Genomic DNA, 23,624 nt, shown 5'->3' with positions numbered 1-23,624 from the left:
AATGGTTTTTATTTTTCTAAAATAACTAATTTCTCAGCTGGAAAAGCCAAGTGAATAGTTTCGTTTGTTTCATATAACTGTTCACTTGTTCCATTAACCAGCAATGTACCTAACGCTGTTTCTACCTCATATTGATAGCTTTTCCCTAAAAATGTTCGGACAGCGACAGTACCTGCGACAGTATTAGTAGCAGCTTCTGAAACAATCTCAATGTCCTCTGGACGAATCGTTGCCACCGTCGTTGTAACATTTGGTTCAGGATTAGTCGTTTTCACTATTTGATTTGTTTGTGTCCGATAATGACCAGCTTCCATTTTTTCGACAGAGAAAAAGTTTTCAAAACCGATAAATTCAGCGACAAACTTAGTACGAGGCAAACGATAAATCGTTTCTGGTGAATCATATTGTTCAATCACGCCATTATTCATAATGGCCACTTTATCTGAAATAGAAAAACATTCTTCTTGGTCATGTGTGACAAAAACTGTCGTAATGCCTAATTGTTGTTGAATCCGTTTGATTTCAATCCGCATTGCCACTCGCAATTTTGCATCTAAATTACTCAACGGTTCATCTAGTAGTAATAGTTTAGGTTCAATAATCAGAGCACGTGCTAGCGCAACCCGCTGTCTTTGACCACCAGATAATTGTTTTGGATAACGGTCGCCCAAGCTTTCTAAACCACATACTTTTAGCATTTCTGTGACTTTTTGGTTCATGGTTTGTTTATTTTCTTTGCGTAATTTCAGCCCAAAAGCCACATTTTCTGCAATCGTTAAATGGGGAAATAACGCATAGCTTTGAAAAACCATCCCGAAGTTTCTTTTATGGACAGGAACCTTTGTTAGTTCTTCTTGGTCAACGAAAAACTGTCCGTCGTTTGGCTTAATTAATCCAGCAATCACTCTTAGCGTAGTCGTTTTACCACAACCACTCGGTCCTAATAAAGAAACTAACTCTCCTTTTTCCATTGAAATATTTAAATCTTTTAAAATATCTTGTTTTCCGTCATAGCTGACGCGAATATCTTTTAAATCTACAAAAGTCAAAATTTTCTCCTCTTTCTATCTCGTGCTTCTTCCATGTTTTAGGCAATGGAAGCTAGTCCCAACGTTTTTTCAATTAAAAACATTAAGCCCATTGTTAGTAGCATCAACAATACAGAAATTGCTGAAACAGTTGGATCATAATTGTATTCCATATAACTTAATAAAGAAGTAGGCAGCATCGTCACACCGGGACCTGATAAAAACATCGATACAGGAACATTGTTAAACGAATTGACAAATGCTAACATAAAGGCTGCAAAAATTCCCGAAGACACATTGGGTAAAACAATTTGAATAAAAGCTCGCAATCTTGTACAACCTAATGTCCAAGCTACTTCTTCCATTGAATAATCTAGTTGTTCCATACTTGACCCAACCACTCGAATAATATAAGGCAAACTAATTAAAAAATGCCCCATTAATAATCCTTGAAAGACAGGCAAACCTAATTTAATAACAATATATTGAAATAGCGTATACCCGACCACAATTCCTGGAATCACAGTTGGGGATAAGAAAAAGCTTTTAATAAAGTTGCGCCCGCGAACGGAATAACGAGCCAGCGCATAGGAAGCCGGAATCCCTACTATTAATGCTAAAACAGTCGCTAATACCCCAATCAACAAGCTTAACTTAAAACTGTCCATAAACGTTTCCGATTGTAATGCTTTGGCGTACCAATCTAAAGTAAATCCTTTAATCGGAAATTGAATCGCTGCGGCTGTTCCAAAAGAAGTCACCACAATCAAACATAATGGTAAAAATAAAAACAGAAAAACTAGAATTGCAATAACAGATAGTCCTTTTTGCTTACGCATGATTTGCTTCTCTCCGATCTACTTTCTTAGCGACCATGTCTAGGCCTTTCATCACAATTAATGTTGTTAAAATCATAATAAATGCAAGAACACTCGCCGATTGCCAATCACCTAAAGTATTAGCCTTTTGATATAAGAAGGTCGACATCATCATTTTTTGGTTACCACCTAACAGCTGTGGCGTCGTATAAGCCGTTAAAGTTCCTGTAAACACTAATATACTTCCTACGATGGTGCCTGGAATTGATAAAGGTAAAACAATTTTCCGAAAAGCCGTCATTGGATTGGCGCCTAGCGTCTCAGCCGCTTCTAGCATTTCTCCTTCAATGTTTTCCATAACCCCAACTAAGGTCATAATCATTGTCGGTAAAAATAAATACACTGAACCGATAATAATTGCAAATTCTGTATACAATAAATTCAGCGGTTGCTCAATTAAGCCTGTTTTTAATAACAACGTATTCACTACACCGTTTTTTCCTAAAATGTTAATCCAAGCAAAACTTCGAATAACTGAGTTGGTTAATAGTGGAAACAAGGTCATAGCCATTAAAAAGCCACGCCATTTTTTGGAAACTCCAGCAATAAAGTATGCCGTTGGAATGCCCAACACGATTGAAATCCCCGTCACAATTAACGAAACTCTTATCGTTCGCCAGAAAATTGAAACATTATAGTCATCTTTAAAAAAAGTAACATACTGATTTAGTGTCAAGCCATGATCAGTAAAAATGGTTGGCAAAATGCTAGTAATTAATGGAATCATTAAGAAAAATAATAATAGTACTAGTCCCGGTGCCACAATTAAATAAGGAACTTTCTTGTTCATTCGTACACTCCTCGTTCGTTTTTTCACTTCATCAGTATACGCAAGGAAAACGTATATTTCAACACATTTTCATCTTTTTGTTCGTTTTTAAACCCGAACGTTCGTATATTTTTTCGGAAAAGGTTATTAAAAAATAAAACACGAACATTAAACAAAAAAACACAAACAAAACTGTTTGTGTTTTTTGTCAACTTTTTTATTTATCACTTAATTTTCTTGGAACGTTTGATCCTTTTCCATCATTTTCACTATAATACCATCTTGATACACCTGATAATATCCGAACAATTCATTCTCTTTCGAGACACTATTCTTTTCAGATCTAATTTGAACAACATAACTTCCTTTATTTGACTGCTTAAACGTATAATGAAACGCCGAGTCATTCGTTGGTATCCCTAAACCATTTTGTAAAAATTCAATCGCTTCCTGTTTAGTATAAGATTCTGCTTCTAATTGCGTTCCTAAATGCGGGTTTTTTTGATCGACAAATTGTCTTACTTTGTCATTATTAGCAGACTTTTCTATAACGACTTCCTGTTGTGAATCCCTACTTCCTGAACAGCCAGATAATACAAATAAAATCATCAACAACCCTAAACACTTACTCAAAGTTTTCTCCTCCTCTCCCTTTTCATTAGTGATACCTGATGATTTCTTTTATATTTTAGCATGCTTGATATAACGAATGGTGCTCAAAAAAGACAGAATCAACAAGTAAAAATTGTCGACTCACCTTTCTCAACTAATATTAAAAACTATTTGTCTCAATATTTTCGAATTCCCTGTAAATTACTGATAAATAAAAACAGCTCTTTTTGCGTATACTTATATTATCAGCACCTAAAGGAGGAACTTTCTTGAATAAAAAAAATCTACTCACTTATCAATCAATGACAGTCTTGTTTCTAGTATTCAGTCTCTTTACTTTTGACCCATCGGTTTCTTTTGCCACTCGTTCTGGAAAAACGCCTGTTTCAGTTGAGCTAGAACTTGGAGGGCTGCCTGGCGATGAATCGGTTGACGATACCGTTGATCCTGATTTAGAAAATCCTAACACTAGTTTTGACTTGCTCTTCATTCCGAAAGAATTTACTTTTGAAACCCAAGCGATTTCTGGTGATTTAACAGCAGTTCCTATACGACCTTCTGAAGGTAATACTCATACAATGAGACACTTCGGGATGGGGGATGTTCGCGGAGCCTTAACTGGTTGGCATGTCACTGCTGAAATCCCACACATGCGAAACGAAGCTCATTCTTTACTAGGCATCATTACGTTTCAATTAACAGGCGGCTATGCCCGCTATGACAAAACGTTAAGGCGTTTCTTTATGACAAATACAATGTATGGACTGGATTTTTCAGAAGATCCTGCTGCACCCGACTTCCCGACCAACCCAATTATTATCGGTAACGGTGCGACTTTAATGAGTAACGCTGGTGACAGAAAAGGACAAGGCATGTGGAGTGGCCGCATGACCGATATTTCTCTTGCAATTCAAACCCCTGTTTCACAATTATTTCCTGGCGCATATACAGGTTCGATTATCTGGAATTTAATCTCTGGACCTGCATAAAATAAAGAAACGCTTAGAAAACTAGCGAAATCACTACTCTTCTAAGCGTTTCTTTATATCATAAGGACTATTTGCTCCTTCTATTCGTCTAAACATACTTTACCGCTTTTCGTTTAACGAATCACTTGGCCCCAGCGGTAATCAAACTGATACTCTTGGTTGCCATTATTCAAATTAATTTTGTATAAATAACGCGGGACTTTAATGAACAACGCATCCTCTACTTGAAAAGCTTCAATAGGTACATTTTCTTTAGTTAAAAGCAACGGTGTTTGCCACTCGTATGTTTTTTTCTGCCAATTGTATAAGCCAACTATCGCTTGAATACTTTGTCTTTTCTTGTATGACAGAACATAATAATTTGCTTCATCTTTCTTGCCTAGTAAAACTGGTGCTATTAGTTGCTCTTCTAGTTTTCCTTGCACTGTTGTTCGCTCTTCCGATGACAGCTCTTGACCAATTTGACTCTCATTTGAATCTACCGTCCATTTAGGCGCTTCTTGTGTTTGAAAGACTTCTTTGAAAGTTGGGTCTTGTTTTAACTGCCAATTTTTCAAATCTAATTGATAATATCGATTGTTTAATCCATAAATATAGAGATAGCGATTATCCATAAAACGATAATCAACGAAATCAGAGCTTAAATAGTCTTTTAATTCAGGGAATTTCTTCACTAAATCCGCTTCGGAAAACTGTTTTTTCCCTGTTTTTGTATCGAGTAAGTAAATGGCCTCGTTATCAGCATTATTCAAAACCACATATTGATCCGTTTGACCAATTAAATAATCACGCCAGCCTAAACGTTTACTCCACATTCGTTCGCCCGTCTGACTATTAACAGAAATCACTTGGAACAATGAGTTACTGGTGCTAATGCCATTCGTTCGTCCATTTGGGATAATCATTCGCTCAATTGAAGTTAAGCCTTTCGTTTTTTCAGAATAAAACGTCGCACTTTTCTCTTCAATCGTTACTGAACGAAACATTCCGAAAAAGATTAAACCAGCAAAATGTACCACTGCAAAATAAACCAACAAAATTAACGCATAGGGAACCAGTCTCCTTGTACTCCGCCTTCTTATTAAGGAAATAACCAAAATACCACTAATTACTATAAAAATAATTGCTACAATGATGACAAAAATATCATGATAGAGCCAACCAGATAATTGCCAACTTCTATAAAGTGTGTCCATTACGCCATCCTTTCCAATTGTTATTTGCTTATTATAAAAAGGATACTATTTTTTTTTGAAAAATAACAACAAAAAGCGACGAACAGCAATAAGCCCATTCAAGTTGACTAACTAGGTCAACTTGAATGGGCGTGGAGAAATGTGCCTTGTTATTCAGTTATTCCGCTTCTTCAATTGCAGACAAAGCTTTTGCAATATCAATTTCTTTATTCCGATAATCAGCATCATGAACTGGAAAATGCTGCCGCAATTCTGCTGCTTCCATCCAAGAAACAGTCCCTTGTTTAATGCCAAAATCAAGAATGTGCCCACCAAATTGGTGATCCTCACTGATAAAGTGCAAATGAAATCCTGCAGCAGAAGCACCATGAAATAATTTAGGTGTAAAGAACCCTACAACTGTTCCCTGAATATTCTCCGCTGTAAATTCAGGTTGATTGCGTGCTGCTTCTACAAATGGTGGATATGGTTTTTCTTGTTTAGGTGCCACACGGACATGCATCTTCGCAAAAAGACCGCTAATTTTAATTGCCGCAAAAAAATTAGGACTAATTTTTTCTAAAATTTGTGCTTTAATATTTTCATCGGTTTCCGTTGATACAGGGAATGCGCCATCTTCTTGAAAACGAGTAACTGCGGCATATGGCGTTAATTCTTCGCCTTCTAAAATAGTAATTTCGCCAGTTTGATTCGCATGATACAATATACCGTCCAATAAAATAATTTCGCCATTTGAGCCTTCTAATGTCCCAATTCCAAAATCACCTTGCGTGAGTAACGTACCAATTTCTGCCGTTCCTGCCATCAAACTTTCCATTAAACCGCCTAGCGTACCATGTTGATAAACATATTGTTCGCTCATTTTTCCATCTCCTAATAAAGTTGATCTGGTAACAATGTTTTACCTAATTCTTGATTATCTGAATAATCCACAGGAACATCAATAATCACTGGGCCTTCTGTTTGCATTCCTTCTTCTAAAGCTGCGGCAAATTCTGCTTGTGAATGAACTCGAACCCCTTTGGCTCCAAAAGCTTCAGCATACTTCACAAAATCAACTGGACCAAAATCTACGCCAGAGGATCGATTATATTTCATTTCTTCTTGGAATTTAACCATATCATAACTACCATCATTCCAAATAATATGCACGATATTTTGCTTTAAACGAACCGCTGTTTCTAATTCTTGCGCCGAAAATAGGAAACCGCCGTCCCCAGAAACAGAGATAATTTGTGTATTCGGACGAACCAGCGCAGCCGAGATTGCCCAAGGCAAAGCGACACCTAATGTTTGCATACCGTTACTAAATAATAAATGACGCGGTTCATAACTTCTAAAGTGGCGAGCCATCCAAATGTAGTGACTCCCTACGTCAACAGTAACTGTCATTTCATTCGTGGTTTTTTCTTGAAGCGTTTGAACAATTTCTAATGGATGTAATCGATTTTCAATTGTACTTGTTTTTACTTCTTTAATCGTTAATTTTTCTTGAAGCGTTTCTAAATAATCTTGCGCATCTTCTGTTAATATTGGTTCACTAAATGCTTCTGATAATTTCAAAATATTTTTAGACATATCACCAATTAGCTCTTCTTCCGGTTGCATATATTGATCAATTTCCATTTGAACTTCATCAATAACAATAACGCGCGCATCTTTTTCTGCGTTCCAATTACGTGCTTCATATTCAATGGGGTCATAACCAATCGCAATCACTAAATCACTTCTTTTTAACAAACGGTCCCCAGGTTGGTTTCGAAATAAACCAACACGCCCAAAGAAATGTTCTTCTAATTCTTTTGAAATAATTCCTGCTCCTTGGAACGTTTCCACGACTGGCAAACCAGTTATAGCAACCAATTCACGAATGGCTGCGGTAACTTTTCGTGCAGAGGCCCGCATTCCTAAAAGTAAAACAGGTAATTTCGCTTGCTTGATTCGTTCAGCTAAAGCTGCGATTGTTTCTGCTGATGCATGGCCCAGTTTCGGCGCCGACAAAGGCTTAATTGCTTCGCCTGTCACCGGACTATCTGTGACATCTTGTGGGATCGATAAGAATGTTGCGCCTTTTTTCGCTGTTTTGGCGATACGGTAAGCATTGGCAATATTTTCAGATAATGTTTCTGGATCTTGAATTTCTGTACTGAATTTTGTTATTGGACTAAATAATGCAGCATTATTCATGCTTTGGTGAGTTAATTTTGACAAATCGGACCGTTTCACCTGTCCAGCCAATGCTAAAACAGGGTCCCCTTCTGCAGTCGCAGTTACTAACCCAGTTGCTAAATTGCTGGCACCAGGTCCACTAGTTGCAATAACTAAGCCAGGCTCTCCCGTCAAACGACCAATCCCTTGTGCCATAAAGGCAGCGTTTTGTTCATGTCGAGCTAAAATTAATTCTGGGCCTTTGTCAACTAATGCATCAAAAACCCCATCAATTTTTGCACCGGGAATCCCAAAAATATAGGGCACTTCGTGATTGATTAAACTTTCTACTATGATATCTGATCCTTTTTTACTCACTGTTATACCTCCAATTAAAATCTGTACTAATTACAAATACAAAAATACCACTAAAATTCTAATTAATCAACAATGAAACACCTTGAAAACGTGTAATATACTAATTCGCATATTTTAATAGAATTGAGATATTTCAAAAGATTAAGCAAAAATAATGCAAAATACCTTAAAGTTTTATAGTCTTTCAACAATTATTATATACTTCTTCACTAAAAATTAGTAAGATTAACCTATAAGAAAAAAATCACAACCTGTGATAAATTATTGGAGGAAAAATATGTCAAAAGGGAAGAAAATTTTTGCCATTATCTTTGGGATTATCTTGGTTCTATTTCTTGCAGTTGTTGGAATGGGAGCAAAACTTTATTGGGATGTTTCTAAATCAATGGATAAAACCTATGAAACAGTAGAACGATCTAAAAAAAGTCAGGTCAATTTAAACAATAAGGAGCCTTTTTCTGTTTTATTATTAGGGATTGATACAGGCGATGATGGGCGTGTCGAGCAAGGTCGTTCGGATACAACAATTGTTGCAACAGTTAATCCTCGTGACAAGCAAACAACCTTAGTCAGTCTTGCTCGCGATACCTATGTTGATATTCCAGGTCAAGGAAAACAAGATAAATTGAATCACGCCTATGCTTTTGGTGGCGCATCTTTAGCAATGGATACAGTTGAAAACTATTTAAATATACCTATTAATCATTATGTTTCAATTAATATGGCTGGTTTAAAAGAATTAGTCAACGCGGTTGGCGGAATCGAAGTGAACAATAATCTGACTTTTTCTCAAAACGGATATGATTTTACGATTGGTAAAATTTCATTGGATGGTGAACAAGCACTCTCCTATTCAAGAATGCGTTACGAAGACCCTAATGGTGACTACGGCCGCCAAGAACGTCAAAGAAAAGTGATTGAAGGCATCGTCCAAAAAGTCTTAAGTCTTAACAGCGTAAGCAACTATCAAGAAATTTTAACAGCTGTTTCTGATAATATGAAGACAGATTTAAGTTTTGATGACATGAAAAAAATTGCCTTAGATTATCGCAGTGCCTTTGGTAAAGTGAAACAAGACCAACTTCAAGGTACTGGTTTTATGCAAGATGGTGTTTCCTATCAACGTGTGGATGAACAAGAATTAAATCGTGTCCAACAAGAGTTGAAAAATCAATTGAATAACTAAGTAAAAGCATGTATCAGACAATAAAATACGTCTGATACATGCTTTTAAAATCTTAAATCGAACTATCCTTACTCAAAAATCAATTCGTTGTATTTTCCAATGATTTATTCCGTATAACACTAGTATGCTTACTAAACAATAAAATAATTCATTCATCGTTCCTGAACCCATTCCTAAAAATGTTAAGATGTAAAAAGGGGACTGCAAAAGAATGCCCAATCCGATGGTTGATGCTCCAATATTTATTAAAATAGGAACAATCATCACAAAAACTAAATTAAAGATCGTTAAAGTCACTCCCTGTATATGAAAGAATAAATACATTGTTATACCTAAAACTAAGTAGAATAACGGCAACAATATATAAGAAGCTAATAGGACAGTCAACACTTTCCATGAAACAGCTACTGAAAGAACCATGCTTAAAAGAGCACAAACACCGATTAATAAAAATCCTGCTGACAAGCCCAAACATAGTCCACAAATCAATAGCGAGAACAAATAAAGATGCCGACCTTGCCTCGTTTTAAAATAATAATCACTAATTCGTGAGCCTTGATCGTCAACAACAAAGGACACTACTAAAATCGGTAATAGCAAGCTGTTAATAAAATTCATCGCACTGATATAATCATTTACATCAAACATATCGCCAAAAAAATAATTTAAAAATGGTGGAACTAACCCTAAAATGGCAAACATAATGAGGTAGTTTCCAGAAAACCAAAAAATTCTGCGCTGAATATCTTGTTTTAACACAGCTTTTACTTTCATCTCTTACTCCCCTTCTACTAATGAAAAATAAACATCTTCTAAATTTAGTGCATGTTTTTTCATTTCTAATGGAATGATGTCGTTTAAAACCAACTCTTTCAAGAACAACGGATAATCTGCTTCCGAAATTAACCAAAGAGGATGTCTTTGTTCTACGCCATCAAAAAGAGCACTAATTTCACTCACTTTGTCTTCGTTTTCTTCATCAAAGGTAAATTGATAGACTGATACTTCTTTTCCTAAAGTGACTGTTTGAATAATTGCTCCATTTTTAATAAAATACGCTCGATCGCACAACTTATCTAGATCCCCTAAAATATGACTGGAAATGACAATCCCTATATGTAACTCTTTTGCTAAGTGCTTTAGTGTCTGAATGGTCGCTTGTACGCCATCTGGATCTAAACCGTTCATTGGTTCATCTAAAATAAGCAGCTTATTTTTGTTAATTAAAGCTAACGCCATTCCTAAACGCTGCTTCATACCTAAAGAAAAATCTTTGACTTTCTTTTTCCCGTAATTTTTCATATCAAATAGTGATTCTACATAATCAACTGAATAACTCTCTTTTGAAAGAGCACGAAAATAATTAAGATTTTCTCTTGCTGTTCTATTCGGAAAATATTTAGGTCCATCAATTAAAACACCAATCCGTTCTTGTCCAACGACTTTACCTTGAAAATTAACCATTAACCCACCCATGATTTTCATTGTAGTCGTTTTACCTGCACCATTTGGACCAATTAAACCGACAATTTCACCTGGTTCTACAGTAATTGAAATATTTGTTAGAATTTCTTTTTTATTAATGTTTTTTGAAATATTTTCTAATTGCATTAGCAACACTCCTTAACTACAATTTTTTTCAGCCTTTAGTTCGTAATAGCAAAACAAGCCAATCCCTATTAATTTAACACTAATTACTACCATGCCAAATGCAACCATTACTACCCGCTCCTTTCTATACTTTCAATTACTAGCATAGCAAGAAAAATAATCATTTTTTAGTGTAAAAAAATCCGCTATTTGGAAAAAAAATAAAAGAAACAGCGCCGGCAATTATCCTTCAGCGCTGTTTCTAAACTGACTAAAATTTTCTGTTAGCCAATGTTGCTTTTGTAAGTAAACAAAATTAATAGTAGTCGATATGTTATTAATTTAAAATGTAAAGCTCGCAAAAAAGTAGCTTTATTTATCATTGCAATGGGTTATTTTATAAAGAATTTTCTCTAAATTCCGCCAGTTGCGTTCTGTTGGTATATTTTTCATCAGTAGTAAAGTCGTTCCTTTTGTATCAAAATAATAGTTAGAAATCACTAAATCGACTTCAGATGCATCTACTTCATAATCATAAAAAGCCAAGGGATAAGCTTTACCAAAATAATTTTTTATTTTATTCATCAACCATAATCGATGAGTATGATGTAAATCGTCTGCAATTAAAATCTTAATGGGCGTCAATTTCTTTAACAATAAATCATAATAATCTAAAACATAGTAATAGTTTAAGAAAAGTTGTTCCCAATTTTTTAAAATTTCTTTGACCTCTTTTGTTGCCTGCTCTTGCAAATCTCGATGAAAGTTCTCCATCAGTTGGGCTATTTCCGTATTTTGTCTTTTAATTTCATTAATATAAGACTGATTGAAAAATAAATCAGTATTACCGAAAAAGAATTGACTTCGCTCGTGGAATGCCACAAAGTTAAAAATTAATTCAGAATCTGACAAATCCAATTGAAATTGATAGTCTTTTTGCGTGAGGTTATTTAATAGCAATACAGCTTGGTAAGACGTAGTATGATGCAATTTATGTGCTAATGCATGACTAACTTCATAGCGAGGATTACCATCAATCACTCCAAACGAGTAGATAATTCGATATATAAAATAGATCTCTTCTTCAGGCAGCGATAAGTTACACTTCTTCAGCCACATTTTTACTAAAGGAAAAGCTTTATCAGAATCAGCTACCTGTTTAATTTCATCTAAAAGTTCCACTCTTTTTTGTGGTGCACGTTCTAATACAATTGCTAGCCAATAAGAAAAAATTCGTTTCGGCAAACGTAACAATTCAATATCGTATACCTCTTCAAATTGTTCAATATATTGTTTAATCAACTTTTCAGAAATCGTAAATGGCCAGTCACCTGTACGTGAAGATTGCCAATAAAAATAATAATAAAAAGAACGACTCATGCTTTCTTGATTCTCTAGTTCTAAAGAGAACGTATGAAAGGTCATTTGATATCTTTTAAAATATTTTACTAATAATTTGGCATACCGAAAAACAGTCGAAACACTTGTAAATTGCGCATCTGCATAGTCTTCTAAATTTCTGTCTGGGTATTTGTACATATAATCAATCAAATTGAAATTATAAGATTGACGATAGTAATGCAAGTAAACATTATAGATAGGAAAATTAGCATCTTTATACATATAAAATCGTTAATTATTTTCATTTTTCAGTACAATTTTCCCATTAAATTGTTTAAAAATGTCTGATAATTCTTCTACATACAATAGAATAGATTTTGAAGAAACATTCAGTAAGTCTTTTAAATCTGCAATGGTTCGCCACTTGTTTTTTTCTAAGAGATAGTTAAATAGACGAATTTTCTTTTGAGAAGATTTCGTTAAAAATGTATGCACTTTATCAACCTCCTGTATTTCTAAATTTTTATAAATAACTTAGTCATATTAATTATACGACTTTCTTTTTGCAAGAGGTAAATTTTTGCCCCCAAAAAAACAGGTGCTAAAGAAGTTCCTTAGCACCTGTGCTTGATTTCAATTGATTCAATTGTTAAGTCATGTTTAATGGAAATTTTATCTAGGTTTAAATAGGGGCATCTTCTAAGTTCCAAACTAATTGACCTTGATAGCTACCCGCGACATCGCTTGGAACTAAAGTTAATTCAAATGTATTTGCTAAATTCAACATTTGACTTCCACTGCCACTAGCAATAGTTTGTTCGACGTCATTAATCGGTGTCCGTTTGCCCTCTTTAATAAAGCTTAAACCTTTTGACAATGTTTGATTATTTTGATTTTTCATCATTTGTTGCATTTTAACTTTGACTTTCCATTGACTTTTATCTAACTGGCTTTCATCAGTGATAGCCAGTTCTGCTTCTTGTGGCAACTTGACATAGCTATCTTTTACAGGGATTTCTTGTTGTCCAAAAGAAAGAACGTCAGGTAATTTTAATTGCGGCCCCTTTTCCAGACTGACTATCTTTTTTTCATTATTTGAAACTTGTCCAGTTTCATTCATTGCGTAAAATTCAACTTCTTGGTCAAGCCAATTATCTGGTATCTTCATTTTCACTTGATCGTCAACAGTCTCTGGTGCTGTTGGATACTCTTTTACTAATTGTTCCTCTCCACCGAAACGTGCCATTACGCGAATCGTTTTTCCTGCTTCGTGTTTTAAAGAATACGCCACCTCAGCTTCTTTAGTAAAGCGAGAAACCGGTATTGCCTCTCCTGAATTTTTCAATTGAAATTCCAAATTTTTACGATACCGATGAACGATTGTTTGTTCTTCTTGTTTAAACGTTCCTTGATCTTGTTCCACTGGATTTTTAACTGGATAATATCCAGGGATTTCAGGATACTCAGATGATACATCAAATGCTTGTGTTAAAATACCTGGCTGACTCATTGGCTCTTTCAATGGTTGATTATTTTCGTCGACAAAAAGAAGATTCACTTTGCTGTTATAATTCACTTTCAACATGCCTTCGGTCGCTTGATTAAACACTTTATCTCTATTGGTGGCCTTTGTTTGGATTGTATAAGGTAATGTCAGATTTCCTTCTGTATCAATGAAACGATTATCTACTGCTGGGGCATCTTCACGCCATTTCACGGCGACTGTATAAAGTAAAGTCGTGGCAGTTAACCGGCTATCTTGTGGTTGTAAGGCAGTCAATACTAATTCTTCGCCTTGCATCTCTTGTGAGAACAAAGCCGTTACATCTTCACCATTAAAGTTTTGAATGTTGATATTACCTGGCTCGTATTGCTGTAATTGCAAGAGATTTGTTAAGTTAAAACGTACTTCTAAATTACTTAATTTACGATCCTCTTCAACATTCGGCATGATTTGTTGGGCCTTTAATTCACTAACAGGTTGCGGCTTCTCTAACGTTAAAGAATTTGCTAAGGCCCCGCCAAACTCAGGTTTTGCCACAAAGTCTGTACGATAAGGAATTTCTAATGGCTGATTGTTATTCCAATTTCGATAAATAAAGGTTAATTTTTCTTTTGGTCGAGTTAAAATTTGTAGCTGTTGCTTTTGACTATTGATGGCATCGGTTTCCGTTTCGTTATGATAAGTTACCCAATAACCACCACTTTCATCATTCCATGTTCTAGAAAAAATATTGGTTGGATTAGATGAATAGAGTGATTGAAGAGGAAATTGTACGCCAAAATAGTATTTTTTACTCAAGTCATAAGTATTTACTGCTGTTGTTACTTGTATCGGTTGATTTTCTTCGTCAAAAAATTCATATGTCACTTTCACATCTCCAAGGAGAGATAGTGTTAAGAAACGTTCTTTTTCAAAAAAGATTGTTCCCCCCGCTCGATTTGACAAATTTTTCAACAGTGAAACTTTAATGCTGACCTTTTTCCCTTGATACCATCCCACATTACGAATCATGGCACTCCCTGCAGGAGAATTTTCATCAACTGTTAATTGACTACTGTTCACATTGCCTTCAAGTGGAATGACTTCTGTTTCTGCCCCAGATTGCATGACAAAAGTATGGGAAGCTGGCGTATAGACACCTGGCAAGGCCTTAAAGTAACCATAATCAGACAATTTTGTGTGATTTGAAATTTTCTTGACTAACTCAGTTGCTTCACCAATTTGCGGTCCTAAAGCAAACCCAATCAACGTGATTATAAAAACGAATGAGGTTTTAGCAATCTTATTCATCTGCTTTCCATCCTTTCTTTCGTCTTCGAGCCACTACAAACAGGATGATGCTTATAAGAAGTAAACCGATAGTTAGTAATTCCAATTGCTGTTTTTCTCCCGTATTGGGTAAAAGTTGATTGATTAATCCTTTATCAGAGTTAATCGTTTCTCGATTGGGTTGTTTGGCTTCATTAACTGGGGTTATTTTTTCAAAAGGCACTACCTGATCCTTATAATTTTTCTGATAAAAAGTAATACCTACTTCTGAATCTACTTGCTGCGCATGTACACTATTAGCACTTGCTAAAAAAAAGAGTGCTAGCATGAACACAAGATACCCACTTCTTTTTTTCATTTTAAAGCCTCCCTATTTATGATTTATTTTGGCGTAGTTTTAAAATATAAATAAATAACGCCAAAATAATTAAGATACAGCTTCCTATCACAAGATACAGAAGAATATTCGAAGCAGGTCGGGTGACTTTGACTGCCTCCTCATTCAATTTTTCATCTTCACCTTTAATTTCAAACGCTTTTTTCAATGTCCACTTTTTACTGTTTTGATCTTCCAACTGAATCGTCAACTCATATAAACCTTTTTTTAAGGCTTCATCATTCCAACTAATTGGAAGTTCAAATTGACTACGTGGTGCCACAGAAATTTGTTTTGATAACTCACGAATTTTCTCGCTTTTTCCTTTTTTAGTAACAAAGGCGTTCATTTTCAATTGGCTCATTAAAACTGGTTCTAGATTTTCAATTGTCGCGAACAATGTTAAATAACCATTTTCTAAACCTGGTTTCACCTTTGTTAACTGAAATGCTGGTTCCATTTTTTTATTTTCAACAACAAGTTTTGCTCCGATTGTGTAAGCAAATTTATTCGTTAAACTAAATCCTTTTATTTCCTTCTCTTTTCCATCTGTTAATTCATAACAATAAAATCCACCTAAAATCGTTCCTTCAAAACCATTTTTAGGGACATTTAATTGAAATGAAACTTCTTTTGTTTCTTTTCCTTGTAATTCGACTGTTTGTGACGGCGAAATCAATTCTTCAAATGTAGGACTACCTAATAATTTTTTTCCATGTTGCGAATAGTCTAAAGCGCCATTTTTATTGGTCAGCCCATTATTTGCATCGACACGCACTTTAATCGGTTGATCACTTACATTTTTCAAGCGTAATTTAAACTCTTGTGTGCTTCCAGGGGAGACTTTCAAATCGTAATAACTGACGGAAGATTGCTGGTTTTCTGGTAAAATAGCTTCTGCTTCAAAATTAATCTGATTTTCCTCAGCAGAAGCCGGTGCAGACCACAAAACCAACCAGCTAACTAAACTAAGAAAAAAGATGGGAATAAAAGTTCCCCATCTTTTTAAAGTCTTACGCTGGCGCATCAGATAAACCCCATGTAATCGTTGCTGTGTAGGCTTGTGCTTCAACACCTGCACGTGGTACAAAAAGTTTTACATTTTCATTTTTACCTTTTTCCCCTTGGAATAAGGCAGCCCAGGCGCCTGCACCTTTGCCTTTTTCAGCTGACATTACTGGTTGTAGTGAATCATTTAGTGTTAAACTATTTGATGCAATTGTTGGTGCTTCTGATTGGTTACTTTCTGTAGTTACTTGACCATTTGCCAAGGTTAATTGTGCACCTTTTAAGACGTTTTGATTTGTTACACCTTTAAATTCTGATATGGATGCGGATAGTGCCCAGCCTTCTGCACCTCCACGAGTATCATTAACTTGGACAAATGGTTTTTCATTTTGTGCAAAGTAAGTGGCATCCCCTTGTTGGATTTCTTGTTCACCAAAGCTAATACTTGAAGCGTATGGGATTGATAACGCGCCTTCTGCGCCCGTAGCTGGATTTTCATCTGTATCGCCTGTTGGATCAACGACAGGTTTGACATCTTTCCCAGAACCTGCTTTTAAAGTTACATCAGCTTGCGTGTCTTGTAAGTTTGCTTCATTTGCATAAACTGCTTGTCCCGCAATACTTATTGCTAGTGCACTTAATGCAACACTTGCTATAATTTGTTTTTTCATTCTAAAATTCCTCCTAAAATTTCTTGGTCACTTGCGACCTGCTTTTATTTTTACATCATTTTGAAATTTTAGTAAGAGTAAAAAAATTCTTTGTTTTAGAAAAAAAGTAAAAGTGCGTTGTTATTTTTTTGAAAATATACAAAAAGAACGATACTATTTTCAGCATCGTTCTTGTCTGGTTTTATTAACGTTCTTGTTTTACCGCTTCTAAAGCCGCTGTATTAATAATATTCCAAGGTTTGTCAAACGCTGGTTGGAAGAAGAAATCCGCATAGGCTAAGTCTTCAATCGTCATTTTGGCTTGAATCGCTAATGAAATAGCATTAATGTTTGCAGTTAAATCTGCTTTTGACATTAATTGAGCGCCTAAAATTTGTGTTGTTTCAGGATCATACACTAATTTAAACCAAGCTTTTTGTTTGTCTGGATTAAAGTCCATCAAGTAGTCTTCTACTACTGTCACCGCTTTTGTTTCTTTTCCTAATTTTTGAGCCATGACTTCGTTAATCCCTGTTGAAGCAAATTTATAATCAAAGACGGCCAAGCCAGAAGATCCTTGAACACCAGGGAAAGGTTTAACTGGTTCCTCTAGGTTTTTCACAGCAAAGCGACCTTGTTTACGAGCATTCGTTGCTAAGGCAATATTTACTTCTGTGTCTGCAGGATTGTATTTAATTAACGTAGCATCCCCTACTGCAAATACATCTGGCTCACTTGTCCGCATGTATTCATCCGTCTTGATTAGGCCATTCGGATGTAATTCTAAGGTACCTTTTAACCAAGCAGTGTTTGGACGGACGCCAACTGCTACAACGACCAAATCAGCATCGTACGCATTTTTATCTGTAACGACTTTTTGCACACGACCGTCGCCTTCGTAACGTTCAACTGTTTCACCAGTTGCAATGGTAATATTATTAGCTTCCATCTCTTCTGTTAAAACATCTGTAAATTCTTTATCTAGATATACCCCTAATGGACGATCTAAAATGTCAATAACAGTAACCTTTTTACCGGCTTTTGCAAATGCTTCGGCAGCTTCAATCCCAATATAACCACTACCAATCACAACCACATTATTGACTTCTGGATCTACTGTTTTTTGTTTTAATTTAATGGCCCATTGACGACCACGCATCAAGTAAATATTATCCAAATCTTTACCTGGAATATCTAATTCAAATGGGACAGCTCCGGGACTGATGATTAATTTATCATAATTTTCAACACGTTCTTCACCTGACACTAAATCTTTCACTGTCACTTGGTGTTCTTTTGGTTGAATCGCTGTAATTTCAGTATTAGAAAAGACATTCACACCACGACTCTCCATTTTTTCGCCAGTCATATAGCGAACAGAATTAACATCTTTCACTTTTCCTTCTAGGTACAACTGCATGCCACAAGACAAGAATGAGATAAAATCACCTTTCTCATACCATTGAATTTCTGCATCAGGATGAAGATTTAGTAATTCCTCTACCGCTTCATAACCTCCATGTGATGATCCTAAAACAATAACTTTCATCGCTCGTTCCTCCCATATAATATTATTTCTTACATAATAAAGAATATCATATATTCTCAAAAAATAACAAGTAATATCCTCTTTTCCATTCTCAATTAAGTTCTTTAAATGAGAATAAAAAGGAGTATCCGCTGTATTTCGCCTCTTTTCAATTACTTTTTTATTTACTAAAAAATAAAAAATACTAAATTCTCCGATACGATTGATAGGGACGCCCCACTTTTAAATAGCTATTTTTACTTTCTAAAAGGTTATTTTTTTCTAGAAACAACACATATTTGCGAACAGAAACATGTGAAAGCTGACTCGCTTCTGATAATTCTTGAATCGTAAAATAGTCGGTAAATTCGTCTATTTTTTTTAACAATAGTTGTAATGTTGCTTGTGTTAGTCCTTTTTCTAAGGATAGGTTTTGAAGATCTTGTTCATTTTTACGTGCGTTTGTCTGTGAAGAATGAAACAATTGGTCCACTTTTGTTTGCGAAAGCTCCTCCGTTTCCAGCGTGAATTGAGCAGCTTTTTTCTGATAGTTTTCGATACTTTGTTGAAATCGTTCAAAAGAGAAGGGTTTAACTAAATAGTCTAAAACGCCTAAATGTAAGCTTCGTTTAACATTTTCCAACTCGTTGGCAGCCGTAATCAGGATAACTTCTGTGTCAATTTTTTCATCTCTAATTGTTGCCAGATAGGTCAAGCCATTGCCATCTTTTAAATGAACATCTAATAAAACAAGTGCTGGTTGTTTTTCTTTCGTTAGTTGTAGACCTTCAGCAATTGTTGCAACCGTAAAAATAGTCGGTTGGTGAATTAATTTTTCAAGATATTTTTGATGTATATATGCAACCATAGGATCGTCTTCAATAATCAATAGGTTCATTTTCCTCTGCTCCTTCGTAATGAACATTTATGCGAAGGACAAGCCAATTGTTTTGTTGGTTTTCCCAAGTCAATGTCGCTTCCGCATTCTCTAATAATCTTGCCAAATAAGAAGTGAAAAACTCTTGTTCAAAGCGTTCCAGTTGTTCTTTTGGATAAGCAAACGAATAAGTCGTCGTCAAACTTTCTGGCTGATAATCAATGGTTTCAATGATCTCTTCTGGTAACGGTTGTTCCATCAGGAAACGATGAATATAACGGTAGATAGCAATCAAATTTTGTGTATCTTCATCTCGTTTATTTGGTGGAATTTCTGGATAAATTTCAATAGCTAATTGTGTTTTAATTTCTGCAAACTTGATTCTTTCCCCACTTAAAAAACCTGCTAAAATAGGATTCCTAACCAAAATAGCTAAGCGCTGTGCAAATTCCTTTTCTGGTTTCAATAAATCGGCTAGATAATGTTTTAGCGCCTCATAATCTTCTAAATCGACTAAGCCATAAATAACATGCATCTTATTCATAAATTCATGTGATTGACTTTGTAATGCCGAAGCATATGTCGTTGTGCTGACAAGCTGTTCTGCGACAATAAACGTTTCCGTCGCATTTTTCAGAAAGATAACATGCCCAATTGTTTTTTTACGGACATTAATCGGGGCGATTGAGACGAAATAATCCTGGCCATTTTGACGATAGAATTGCTCTGTTTTTGAATGTACAACTAATTTTTCAGGAGATAAAACCAATGCTGAAAGTTTCTTTCCTAGTAAATTTTCTTCACTATTTGTTATATTATGATACATTTTAGTCGCCTCAATATTTGCTAATAAAATATTTTGATCGGTATCAATCACAAGGATTGCGTCTTTCGTTTCCTCAAGCATGGCGTTTCGCTCTTCTAATAGACGCGCAATTTCTCTTGGCTCTAAATCGTGAAGTTGTTTTTTTAAATAATAAGAAACCACGATGGCTAATATAAAGCCAAAACCAACACTTAAAAGGACACTCACTGTGTAATCATTTTTTGTTCGTTCAATCAATTGTGAAAGCGAGGTCATTTTAATGCCCATTGCCACAACCCCAATTTGTTTTCCTTGATCATAGACTGGGACAAAACCTCGTAATGATTCTCCTAAACTCCCTTGACTAACAGACAAATGTTCCTCCCCTTTTAATGCTCGCACTTCATCGCCACCTTCAAAATGCTTACCTATTTTTTGGCGATCAGGATGTGTTAAACGAATCCCCTGCATATTCATAATCACGATAAAATCCAACTGATGGATTTCACCTAAACGAACCGTATACGCTTCCAATTCATCTGAATAGTGATCATTCTTTAAGGCTTCAATAACATTCGGTTCAATAGCCAACTGTTCCCCGACGGCTAAAAGTGCTTGCTCTTGGTTTTTACGAACTTCTTTAATTGTTTGGACCGTCGTTACTCCGTAAAAGAAAGTAATCATAATAATTAATGTTGCAATAAAAATCACTGATAAGAAGCACCATAATTTCCCGCCACGCTTCATTCCATCCCTCTTTTCTCTTCAAATAAAGTATAGCATAGGAAGATTTGGTTAAAAAACTTTTCTTTAGTTAAATTAATTAAATAATCTACTCTACAGAAAACGTTTACATTATGATGAATATAGATTAAAGTTATAGGAGGAAATAGCATGGAAAAGAAATTGCACGCAACAGCTGCTAACGAAACAGATTGGCGCAACAAATTAACCAAAACGAGGATTGGTTCGGTTACGTTACCTGTTTATCTTGTAACAGCTAGCATTATTCTTGTTACGGCTCTATTAGAACAACTACCAGTCAATATGTTAGGTGGTTTTGCCATAATTTTAACAATGGGTTGGTTACTTGGAACAATTGGTGGAAATATTCCTATTTTGAAACATTTTGGCGGTCCCGCAATTTTATCTTTATTAGTACCATCTATTATGGTCTTTTTCAATTTACTCAACCAAAATGTCTTAGACTCAACAGATATTTTAATGAAACAAGCAAACTTTCTCTATTTCTATATTGCATGTTTGGTCTGTGGAAGTATCCTTGGAATGAACCGCAAAATTTTAGTCCAAGGTTTAATGCGCATGATTGTCCCGATGGCATTAGGAATGATTTTAGCAATGGGTGTTGGGACCCTTGTTGGAACGCTGTTAGGTCTCGGTTGGAAACATAGCCTTTTCTATATCGTCACTCCTGTTTTAGCTGGTGGAATCGGTGAAGGTATTCTTCCTTTATCCCTTGGTTATAGTGCCATTACTGGATTGCCAAGTGAACAATTAGTGGGGCAATTAATTCCCGCAACCATTATTGGTAATTTTTTTGCTATTATGTGTTCTGGTTTACTTAGTCGTTTAGGAGAAAAACGCCCTGAACTTTCTGGACAAGGTCAGTTGATTAAAATTACCAATTCAGATGATTTAAGTGATGCTTTAGAAGAAGACAAAGCACCAATTGATGTAAAATTAATGGGCGCTGGTGTTTTAATTGCATGTACCTTATTTATTACAGGCGGTTTATTGCAACACTTAACAGGCTTTCCTGGTCCTGTTTTGATGATTGTTGTCGCAGCCTTTTTAAAATACTTAAACGTAGTACCGAAAGAAACCCAACGCGGATCAAAACAGCTTTATAAATTTATCTCTGGCAATTTTACGTTCCCGTTAATGGTCGGCTTAGGTATGTTATATATTCCTTTAAAAGATGTCGTAGGAATGCTTAGCTGGCAATATTTTGTTGTGGTAATTAGTGTCGTTTTCACTGTTATTGCTACAGGCTTTTTCGTTTCACGCTTCATGAATATGAATCCCGTCGAGGCTGCCATTGTCTCCGCTTGTCAGAGTGGTATGGGTGGGACTGGCGATGTGGCTATTTTAAGTACAGCCAATCGAATGAACTTAATGCCGTTTGCACAAGTTGCGACACGTTTAGGCGGTGCCATTACAGTAATAACAATGACTGCTATTTTTAGAATGCTTTTTTAACCATAAGTGAATTATTTAGGAGGAAAATGATATGTCAACAAAAGATGTAAAAGAATTAGCGATTGAGCAAGCAAAAAAATTTGGGGGAAAATTAGAAGTCTGTCCTAAAGTTCCGATTGAAACAAAAGCAGATTTAGGAATTGCCTACACACCAGGTGTTGCAGCTGTTTCTTCTGCCATACATGAAAAAAAAGAACGCGCCTACGAATTAACAACAAAGAAAAACACCGTCGCCGTTATCAGTGATGGTTCAGCAGTTTTAGGTTTAGGTAACATTGGTCCTGAAGCAGCGATGCCTGTCATGGAAGGAAAAGCTGCATTGTTTAAACGCTTTGCTGGTGTGGATTCGATTCCCCTTGTTTTAGATACACAAGATACTGAAGAAATCATCAAAACAGTGAAATTTTTGGCTCCAACCTTTGGGGGGATTAATTTGGAAGATATCAGCGCTCCTCGTTGTTTTGAAATTGAACAGCGTTTAATCGATGAACTAGATATTCCCGTTTTCCATGATGATCAACACGGGACAGCGATTGTTGTTCTAGCGGCTTTGTACAACAGCTTAAAATTAATCAACAAGAAAATAGAGGACATTCATGTGGTAATCAACGGCGGTGGCTCCGCTGGTCTTTCAATTACAAGAAAATTTTTAGCTGCTGGCGTAAAACATATTATCATTGTTGACCGTACAGGGATTCTGAGCGAAACAGATACAGCTCTGCCACCACACCATGCAGAAATTGCGAAGCTAACCAATCGGGAACATCGTACTGGTGATTTAGCTACTGCTCTTGAAGGCGCTGATGTCTTTGTTGGTGTTTCAGCACCAGGTGTTTTAAAACCCCAGTGGATTCAACAGATGAATGAGCAGCCAGTTATTTTTGCAATGGCTAACCCAATTCCTGAAATTTTTCCTGATGAAGCTTTAGCGGCAGGCGCTTATATTGTCGGAACTGGTCGTAGTGACTTTCCGAATCAAATTAATAATGTGTTGGCCTTCCCTGGTATCTTCCGCGGTGCCTTAGATGCTCGGGCGAAAAAGATTACGATTGAAATGCAAATTGCCGCTGCCAAAGGTATTGCAAAATTGATTCCCGATAATGAACTCACGCCGACCAATATTATTCCCGATCCATTCCAAGAAGGAGTCGCAAAAGTCGTCGCCGAAAGCGTCCGTAACGCTGTCAAAGAAACAAATTAAAAAGAGAAAAAAGGAACAACCTAACTCCTCTGAAGTTAAGTTGTTCCTTTTTAAAATCTGAAACGCTAATC

At 35.8% G+C, this 23,624-nt stretch carries 20 protein-coding genes and 1 pseudogene; 4 read left to right on the top strand and 17 right to left on the bottom strand.

Annotation, left to right across the window (positions count from 1 at the left end; genetic code table 11):
• Window positions 1-8 precede the first annotated feature (8 nt).
• From IGM13_RS05570 to IGM13_RS05555, 4 genes are all read right to left on the bottom strand, one after another.
• Entirely contained in the window at window positions 9-1,049 is a 1,041-nt protein-coding gene (locus IGM13_RS05570) for an ABC transporter ATP-binding protein (protein WP_002419164.1), read from the bottom strand.
• A 38-nt stretch (window positions 1,050-1,087) separates the two neighbouring features.
• Window positions 1,088-1,867 (bottom strand): ABC transporter permease, encoded by a 780-nt coding sequence (locus tag IGM13_RS05565; RefSeq protein WP_002357916.1) that lies wholly within the window; start codon window positions 1,865-1,867, stop codon window positions 1,088-1,090.
• The gene (locus IGM13_RS05560; protein WP_002382189.1) at window positions 1,860-2,696 is read right to left on the bottom strand and encodes an ABC transporter permease; all 837 of its coding nucleotides are present in this window, start codon (window positions 2,694-2,696) and stop codon (window positions 1,860-1,862) included. The genes IGM13_RS05565 and IGM13_RS05560 overlap by 8 nt, the downstream gene beginning before the upstream one ends.
• A gap of 207 nt (window positions 2,697-2,903) precedes the next feature.
• Complete coding sequence (locus IGM13_RS05555; RefSeq protein ID WP_002382188.1) at window positions 2,904-3,284, bottom strand: hypothetical protein; 381 nt, start codon at window positions 3,282-3,284, stop codon at window positions 2,904-2,906.
• A gap of 230 nt (window positions 3,285-3,514) precedes the next feature.
• Here IGM13_RS05555 and IGM13_RS05550 point away from each other — a divergent pair, with 230 nt between their 5' ends.
• Window positions 3,515-4,276, top strand: coding sequence for a WxL domain-containing protein (locus IGM13_RS05550; RefSeq protein ID WP_025187497.1), 762 nt, complete (start codon window positions 3,515-3,517; stop codon window positions 4,274-4,276).
• A 113-nt stretch (window positions 4,277-4,389) separates the two neighbouring features.
• On the opposite strand, the gene IGM13_RS05545 is transcribed toward IGM13_RS05550, so the two are convergent.
• From IGM13_RS05545 to alsS, 3 genes are all read right to left on the bottom strand, one after another.
• Window positions 4,390-5,472 (bottom strand): PA2928 family protein, encoded by a 1,083-nt coding sequence (locus IGM13_RS05545; RefSeq protein ID WP_002419165.1) that lies wholly within the window; start codon window positions 5,470-5,472, stop codon window positions 4,390-4,392.
• 157 nt (window positions 5,473-5,629) lie between these two features.
• Complete coding sequence (budA, locus tag IGM13_RS05540) at window positions 5,630-6,334, bottom strand: acetolactate decarboxylase (protein ID WP_002366507.1); 705 nt, start codon at window positions 6,332-6,334, stop codon at window positions 5,630-5,632.
• An 11-nt stretch (window positions 6,335-6,345) separates the two neighbouring features.
• On the bottom strand, window positions 6,346-7,998 hold the full coding sequence (alsS, locus tag IGM13_RS05535) for an acetolactate synthase AlsS (RefSeq protein ID WP_002357923.1): 1,653 nt from the start codon (window positions 7,996-7,998) through the stop codon (window positions 6,346-6,348).
• Between the two features lie 277 nt (window positions 7,999-8,275).
• On the opposite strand from alsS, the gene IGM13_RS05530 reads away from it, so the two are divergent.
• Window positions 8,276-9,184, top strand: coding sequence for an LCP family protein (locus tag IGM13_RS05530; protein ID WP_002382185.1), 909 nt, complete (start codon window positions 8,276-8,278; stop codon window positions 9,182-9,184).
• A 72-nt stretch (window positions 9,185-9,256) separates the two neighbouring features.
• Here the strand turns inward: IGM13_RS05530 and IGM13_RS05525 are convergent, their stop codons facing one another.
• From IGM13_RS05525 to IGM13_RS05480, 10 genes and pseudogenes are all read right to left on the bottom strand, one after another.
• Complete coding sequence (locus IGM13_RS05525) at window positions 9,257-9,958, bottom strand: hypothetical protein (RefSeq protein WP_002419166.1); 702 nt, start codon at window positions 9,956-9,958, stop codon at window positions 9,257-9,259.
• Between the two features lie 3 nt (window positions 9,959-9,961).
• Window positions 9,962-10,795 carry an ABC transporter ATP-binding protein gene (locus IGM13_RS05520; protein WP_002419167.1) on the bottom strand — a complete coding sequence of 278 codons (834 nt, stop codon included), beginning with the start codon at window positions 10,793-10,795 and terminating at the stop codon, window positions 9,962-9,964.
• 351 nt (window positions 10,796-11,146) lie between these two features.
• A pseudogene (locus IGM13_RS05515) lies at window positions 11,147-12,610 on the bottom strand (helix-turn-helix domain-containing protein).
• Between the two features lie 187 nt (window positions 12,611-12,797).
• The gene (locus IGM13_RS05510; RefSeq protein WP_002419170.1) at window positions 12,798-14,909 is read right to left on the bottom strand and encodes a MucBP domain-containing protein; all 2,112 of its coding nucleotides are present in this window, start codon (window positions 14,907-14,909) and stop codon (window positions 12,798-12,800) included.
• The gene (locus IGM13_RS05505) at window positions 14,902-15,246 is read right to left on the bottom strand and encodes an LPXTG cell wall anchor domain-containing protein (protein WP_002366500.1); all 345 of its coding nucleotides are present in this window, start codon (window positions 15,244-15,246) and stop codon (window positions 14,902-14,904) included. Before IGM13_RS05505 ends, IGM13_RS05510 begins: the two co-directional genes overlap by 8 nt.
• A 16-nt stretch (window positions 15,247-15,262) precedes the next feature.
• Window positions 15,263-16,291: a DUF916 and DUF3324 domain-containing protein gene (locus IGM13_RS05500; RefSeq protein WP_002419171.1), complete on the bottom strand. Its 1,029-nt coding sequence runs from the start codon at window positions 16,289-16,291 to the stop codon at window positions 15,263-15,265.
• Entirely contained in the window at window positions 16,278-16,943 is a 666-nt protein-coding gene (locus tag IGM13_RS05495; protein WP_002419172.1) for a WxL domain-containing protein, read from the bottom strand. The genes IGM13_RS05500 and IGM13_RS05495 overlap by 14 nt, the downstream gene beginning before the upstream one ends.
• A gap of 184 nt (window positions 16,944-17,127) precedes the next feature.
• Window positions 17,128-18,471 (bottom strand): NADH peroxidase, encoded by a 1,344-nt coding sequence (locus tag IGM13_RS05490; RefSeq protein ID WP_002357926.1) that lies wholly within the window; start codon window positions 18,469-18,471, stop codon window positions 17,128-17,130.
• A gap of 184 nt (window positions 18,472-18,655) precedes the next feature.
• Entirely contained in the window at window positions 18,656-19,348 is a 693-nt protein-coding gene (locus tag IGM13_RS05485) for a response regulator (protein ID WP_002419173.1), read from the bottom strand.
• On the bottom strand, window positions 19,329-20,879 hold the full coding sequence (locus IGM13_RS05480) for a Spo0B domain-containing protein (protein ID WP_002419174.1): 1,551 nt from the start codon (window positions 20,877-20,879) through the stop codon (window positions 19,329-19,331). Before IGM13_RS05480 ends, IGM13_RS05485 begins: the two co-directional genes overlap by 20 nt.
• A 147-nt stretch (window positions 20,880-21,026) precedes the next feature.
• Between IGM13_RS05480 and IGM13_RS05475 the strand changes: the two genes are divergently transcribed.
• Complete coding sequence (locus IGM13_RS05475; protein ID WP_002419175.1) at window positions 21,027-22,352, top strand: 2-hydroxycarboxylate transporter family protein; 1,326 nt, start codon at window positions 21,027-21,029, stop codon at window positions 22,350-22,352.
• 31 nt (window positions 22,353-22,383) lie between these two features.
• Window positions 22,384-23,553 carry an NAD(P)-dependent malic enzyme gene (locus tag IGM13_RS05470; RefSeq protein ID WP_002419176.1) on the top strand — a complete coding sequence of 390 codons (1,170 nt, stop codon included), beginning with the start codon at window positions 22,384-22,386 and terminating at the stop codon, window positions 23,551-23,553.
• Window positions 23,554-23,624: the final 71 nt, after the last annotated feature.

It is taken from the genome of Enterococcus sp. DIV0561 (genome assembly GCF_050539875.1).
GTDB lineage: Bacteria > Bacillota > Bacilli > Lactobacillales > Enterococcaceae > Enterococcus > Enterococcus faecalis.
The sequence above is the reverse complement of the archived record's forward strand: the minus strand, read 5'-3'. Positions and strand labels throughout refer to the sequence as shown.

Coding starts and splice junctions, on each gene's coding strand:
- IGM13_RS05565 (WP_002357916.1), bottom strand. CDS start 1,867: ATGCGTAAGCAAAAAGGACTATCTGTTATTGCAATTCTAGTTTTTCTG.
- IGM13_RS05560 (WP_002382189.1), bottom strand. CDS start 2,696: ATGAACAAGAAAGTTCCTTATTTAATTGTGGCACCGGGACTAGTACTA.
- IGM13_RS05555 (WP_002382188.1), bottom strand. CDS start 3,284: ATGATTTTATTTGTATTATCTGGCTGTTCAGGAAGTAGGGATTCACAA.
- IGM13_RS05545 (WP_002419165.1), bottom strand. CDS start 5,472: ATGGACACACTTTATAGAAGTTGGCAATTATCTGGTTGGCTCTATCAT.
- budA (WP_002366507.1), bottom strand. CDS start 6,334: ATGAGCGAACAATATGTTTATCAACATGGTACGCTAGGCGGTTTAATG.
- IGM13_RS05530 (WP_002382185.1), top strand. CDS start 8,276: ATGTCAAAAGGGAAGAAAATTTTTGCCATTATCTTTGGGATTATCTTG.
- IGM13_RS05525 (WP_002419166.1), bottom strand. CDS start 9,958: ATGAAAGTAAAAGCTGTGTTAAAACAAGATATTCAGCGCAGAATTTTT.
- IGM13_RS05520 (WP_002419167.1), bottom strand. CDS start 10,795: ATGCAATTAGAAAATATTTCAAAAAACATTAATAAAAAAGAAATTCTA.
- IGM13_RS05510 (WP_002419170.1), bottom strand. CDS start 14,909: ATGAATAAGATTGCTAAAACCTCATTCGTTTTTATAATCACGTTGATT.
- IGM13_RS05505 (WP_002366500.1), bottom strand. CDS start 15,246: ATGAAAAAAAGAAGTGGGTATCTTGTGTTCATGCTAGCACTCTTTTTT.
- IGM13_RS05500 (WP_002419171.1), bottom strand. CDS start 16,291: ATGCGCCAGCGTAAGACTTTAAAAAGATGGGGAACTTTTATTCCCATC.
- IGM13_RS05495 (WP_002419172.1), bottom strand. CDS start 16,943: ATGAAAAAACAAATTATAGCAAGTGTTGCATTAAGTGCACTAGCAATA.
- IGM13_RS05490 (WP_002357926.1), bottom strand. CDS start 18,471: ATGAAAGTTATTGTTTTAGGATCATCACATGGAGGTTATGAAGCGGTA.
- IGM13_RS05485 (WP_002419173.1), bottom strand. CDS start 19,348: ATGAACCTATTGATTATTGAAGACGATCCTATGGTTGCATATATACAT.
- IGM13_RS05480 (WP_002419174.1), bottom strand. CDS start 20,879: ATGAAGCGTGGCGGGAAATTATGGTGCTTCTTATCAGTGATTTTTATT.
- IGM13_RS05475 (WP_002419175.1), top strand. CDS start 21,027: ATGGAAAAGAAATTGCACGCAACAGCTGCTAACGAAACAGATTGGCGC.
- IGM13_RS05470 (WP_002419176.1), top strand. CDS start 22,384: ATGTCAACAAAAGATGTAAAAGAATTAGCGATTGAGCAAGCAAAAAAA.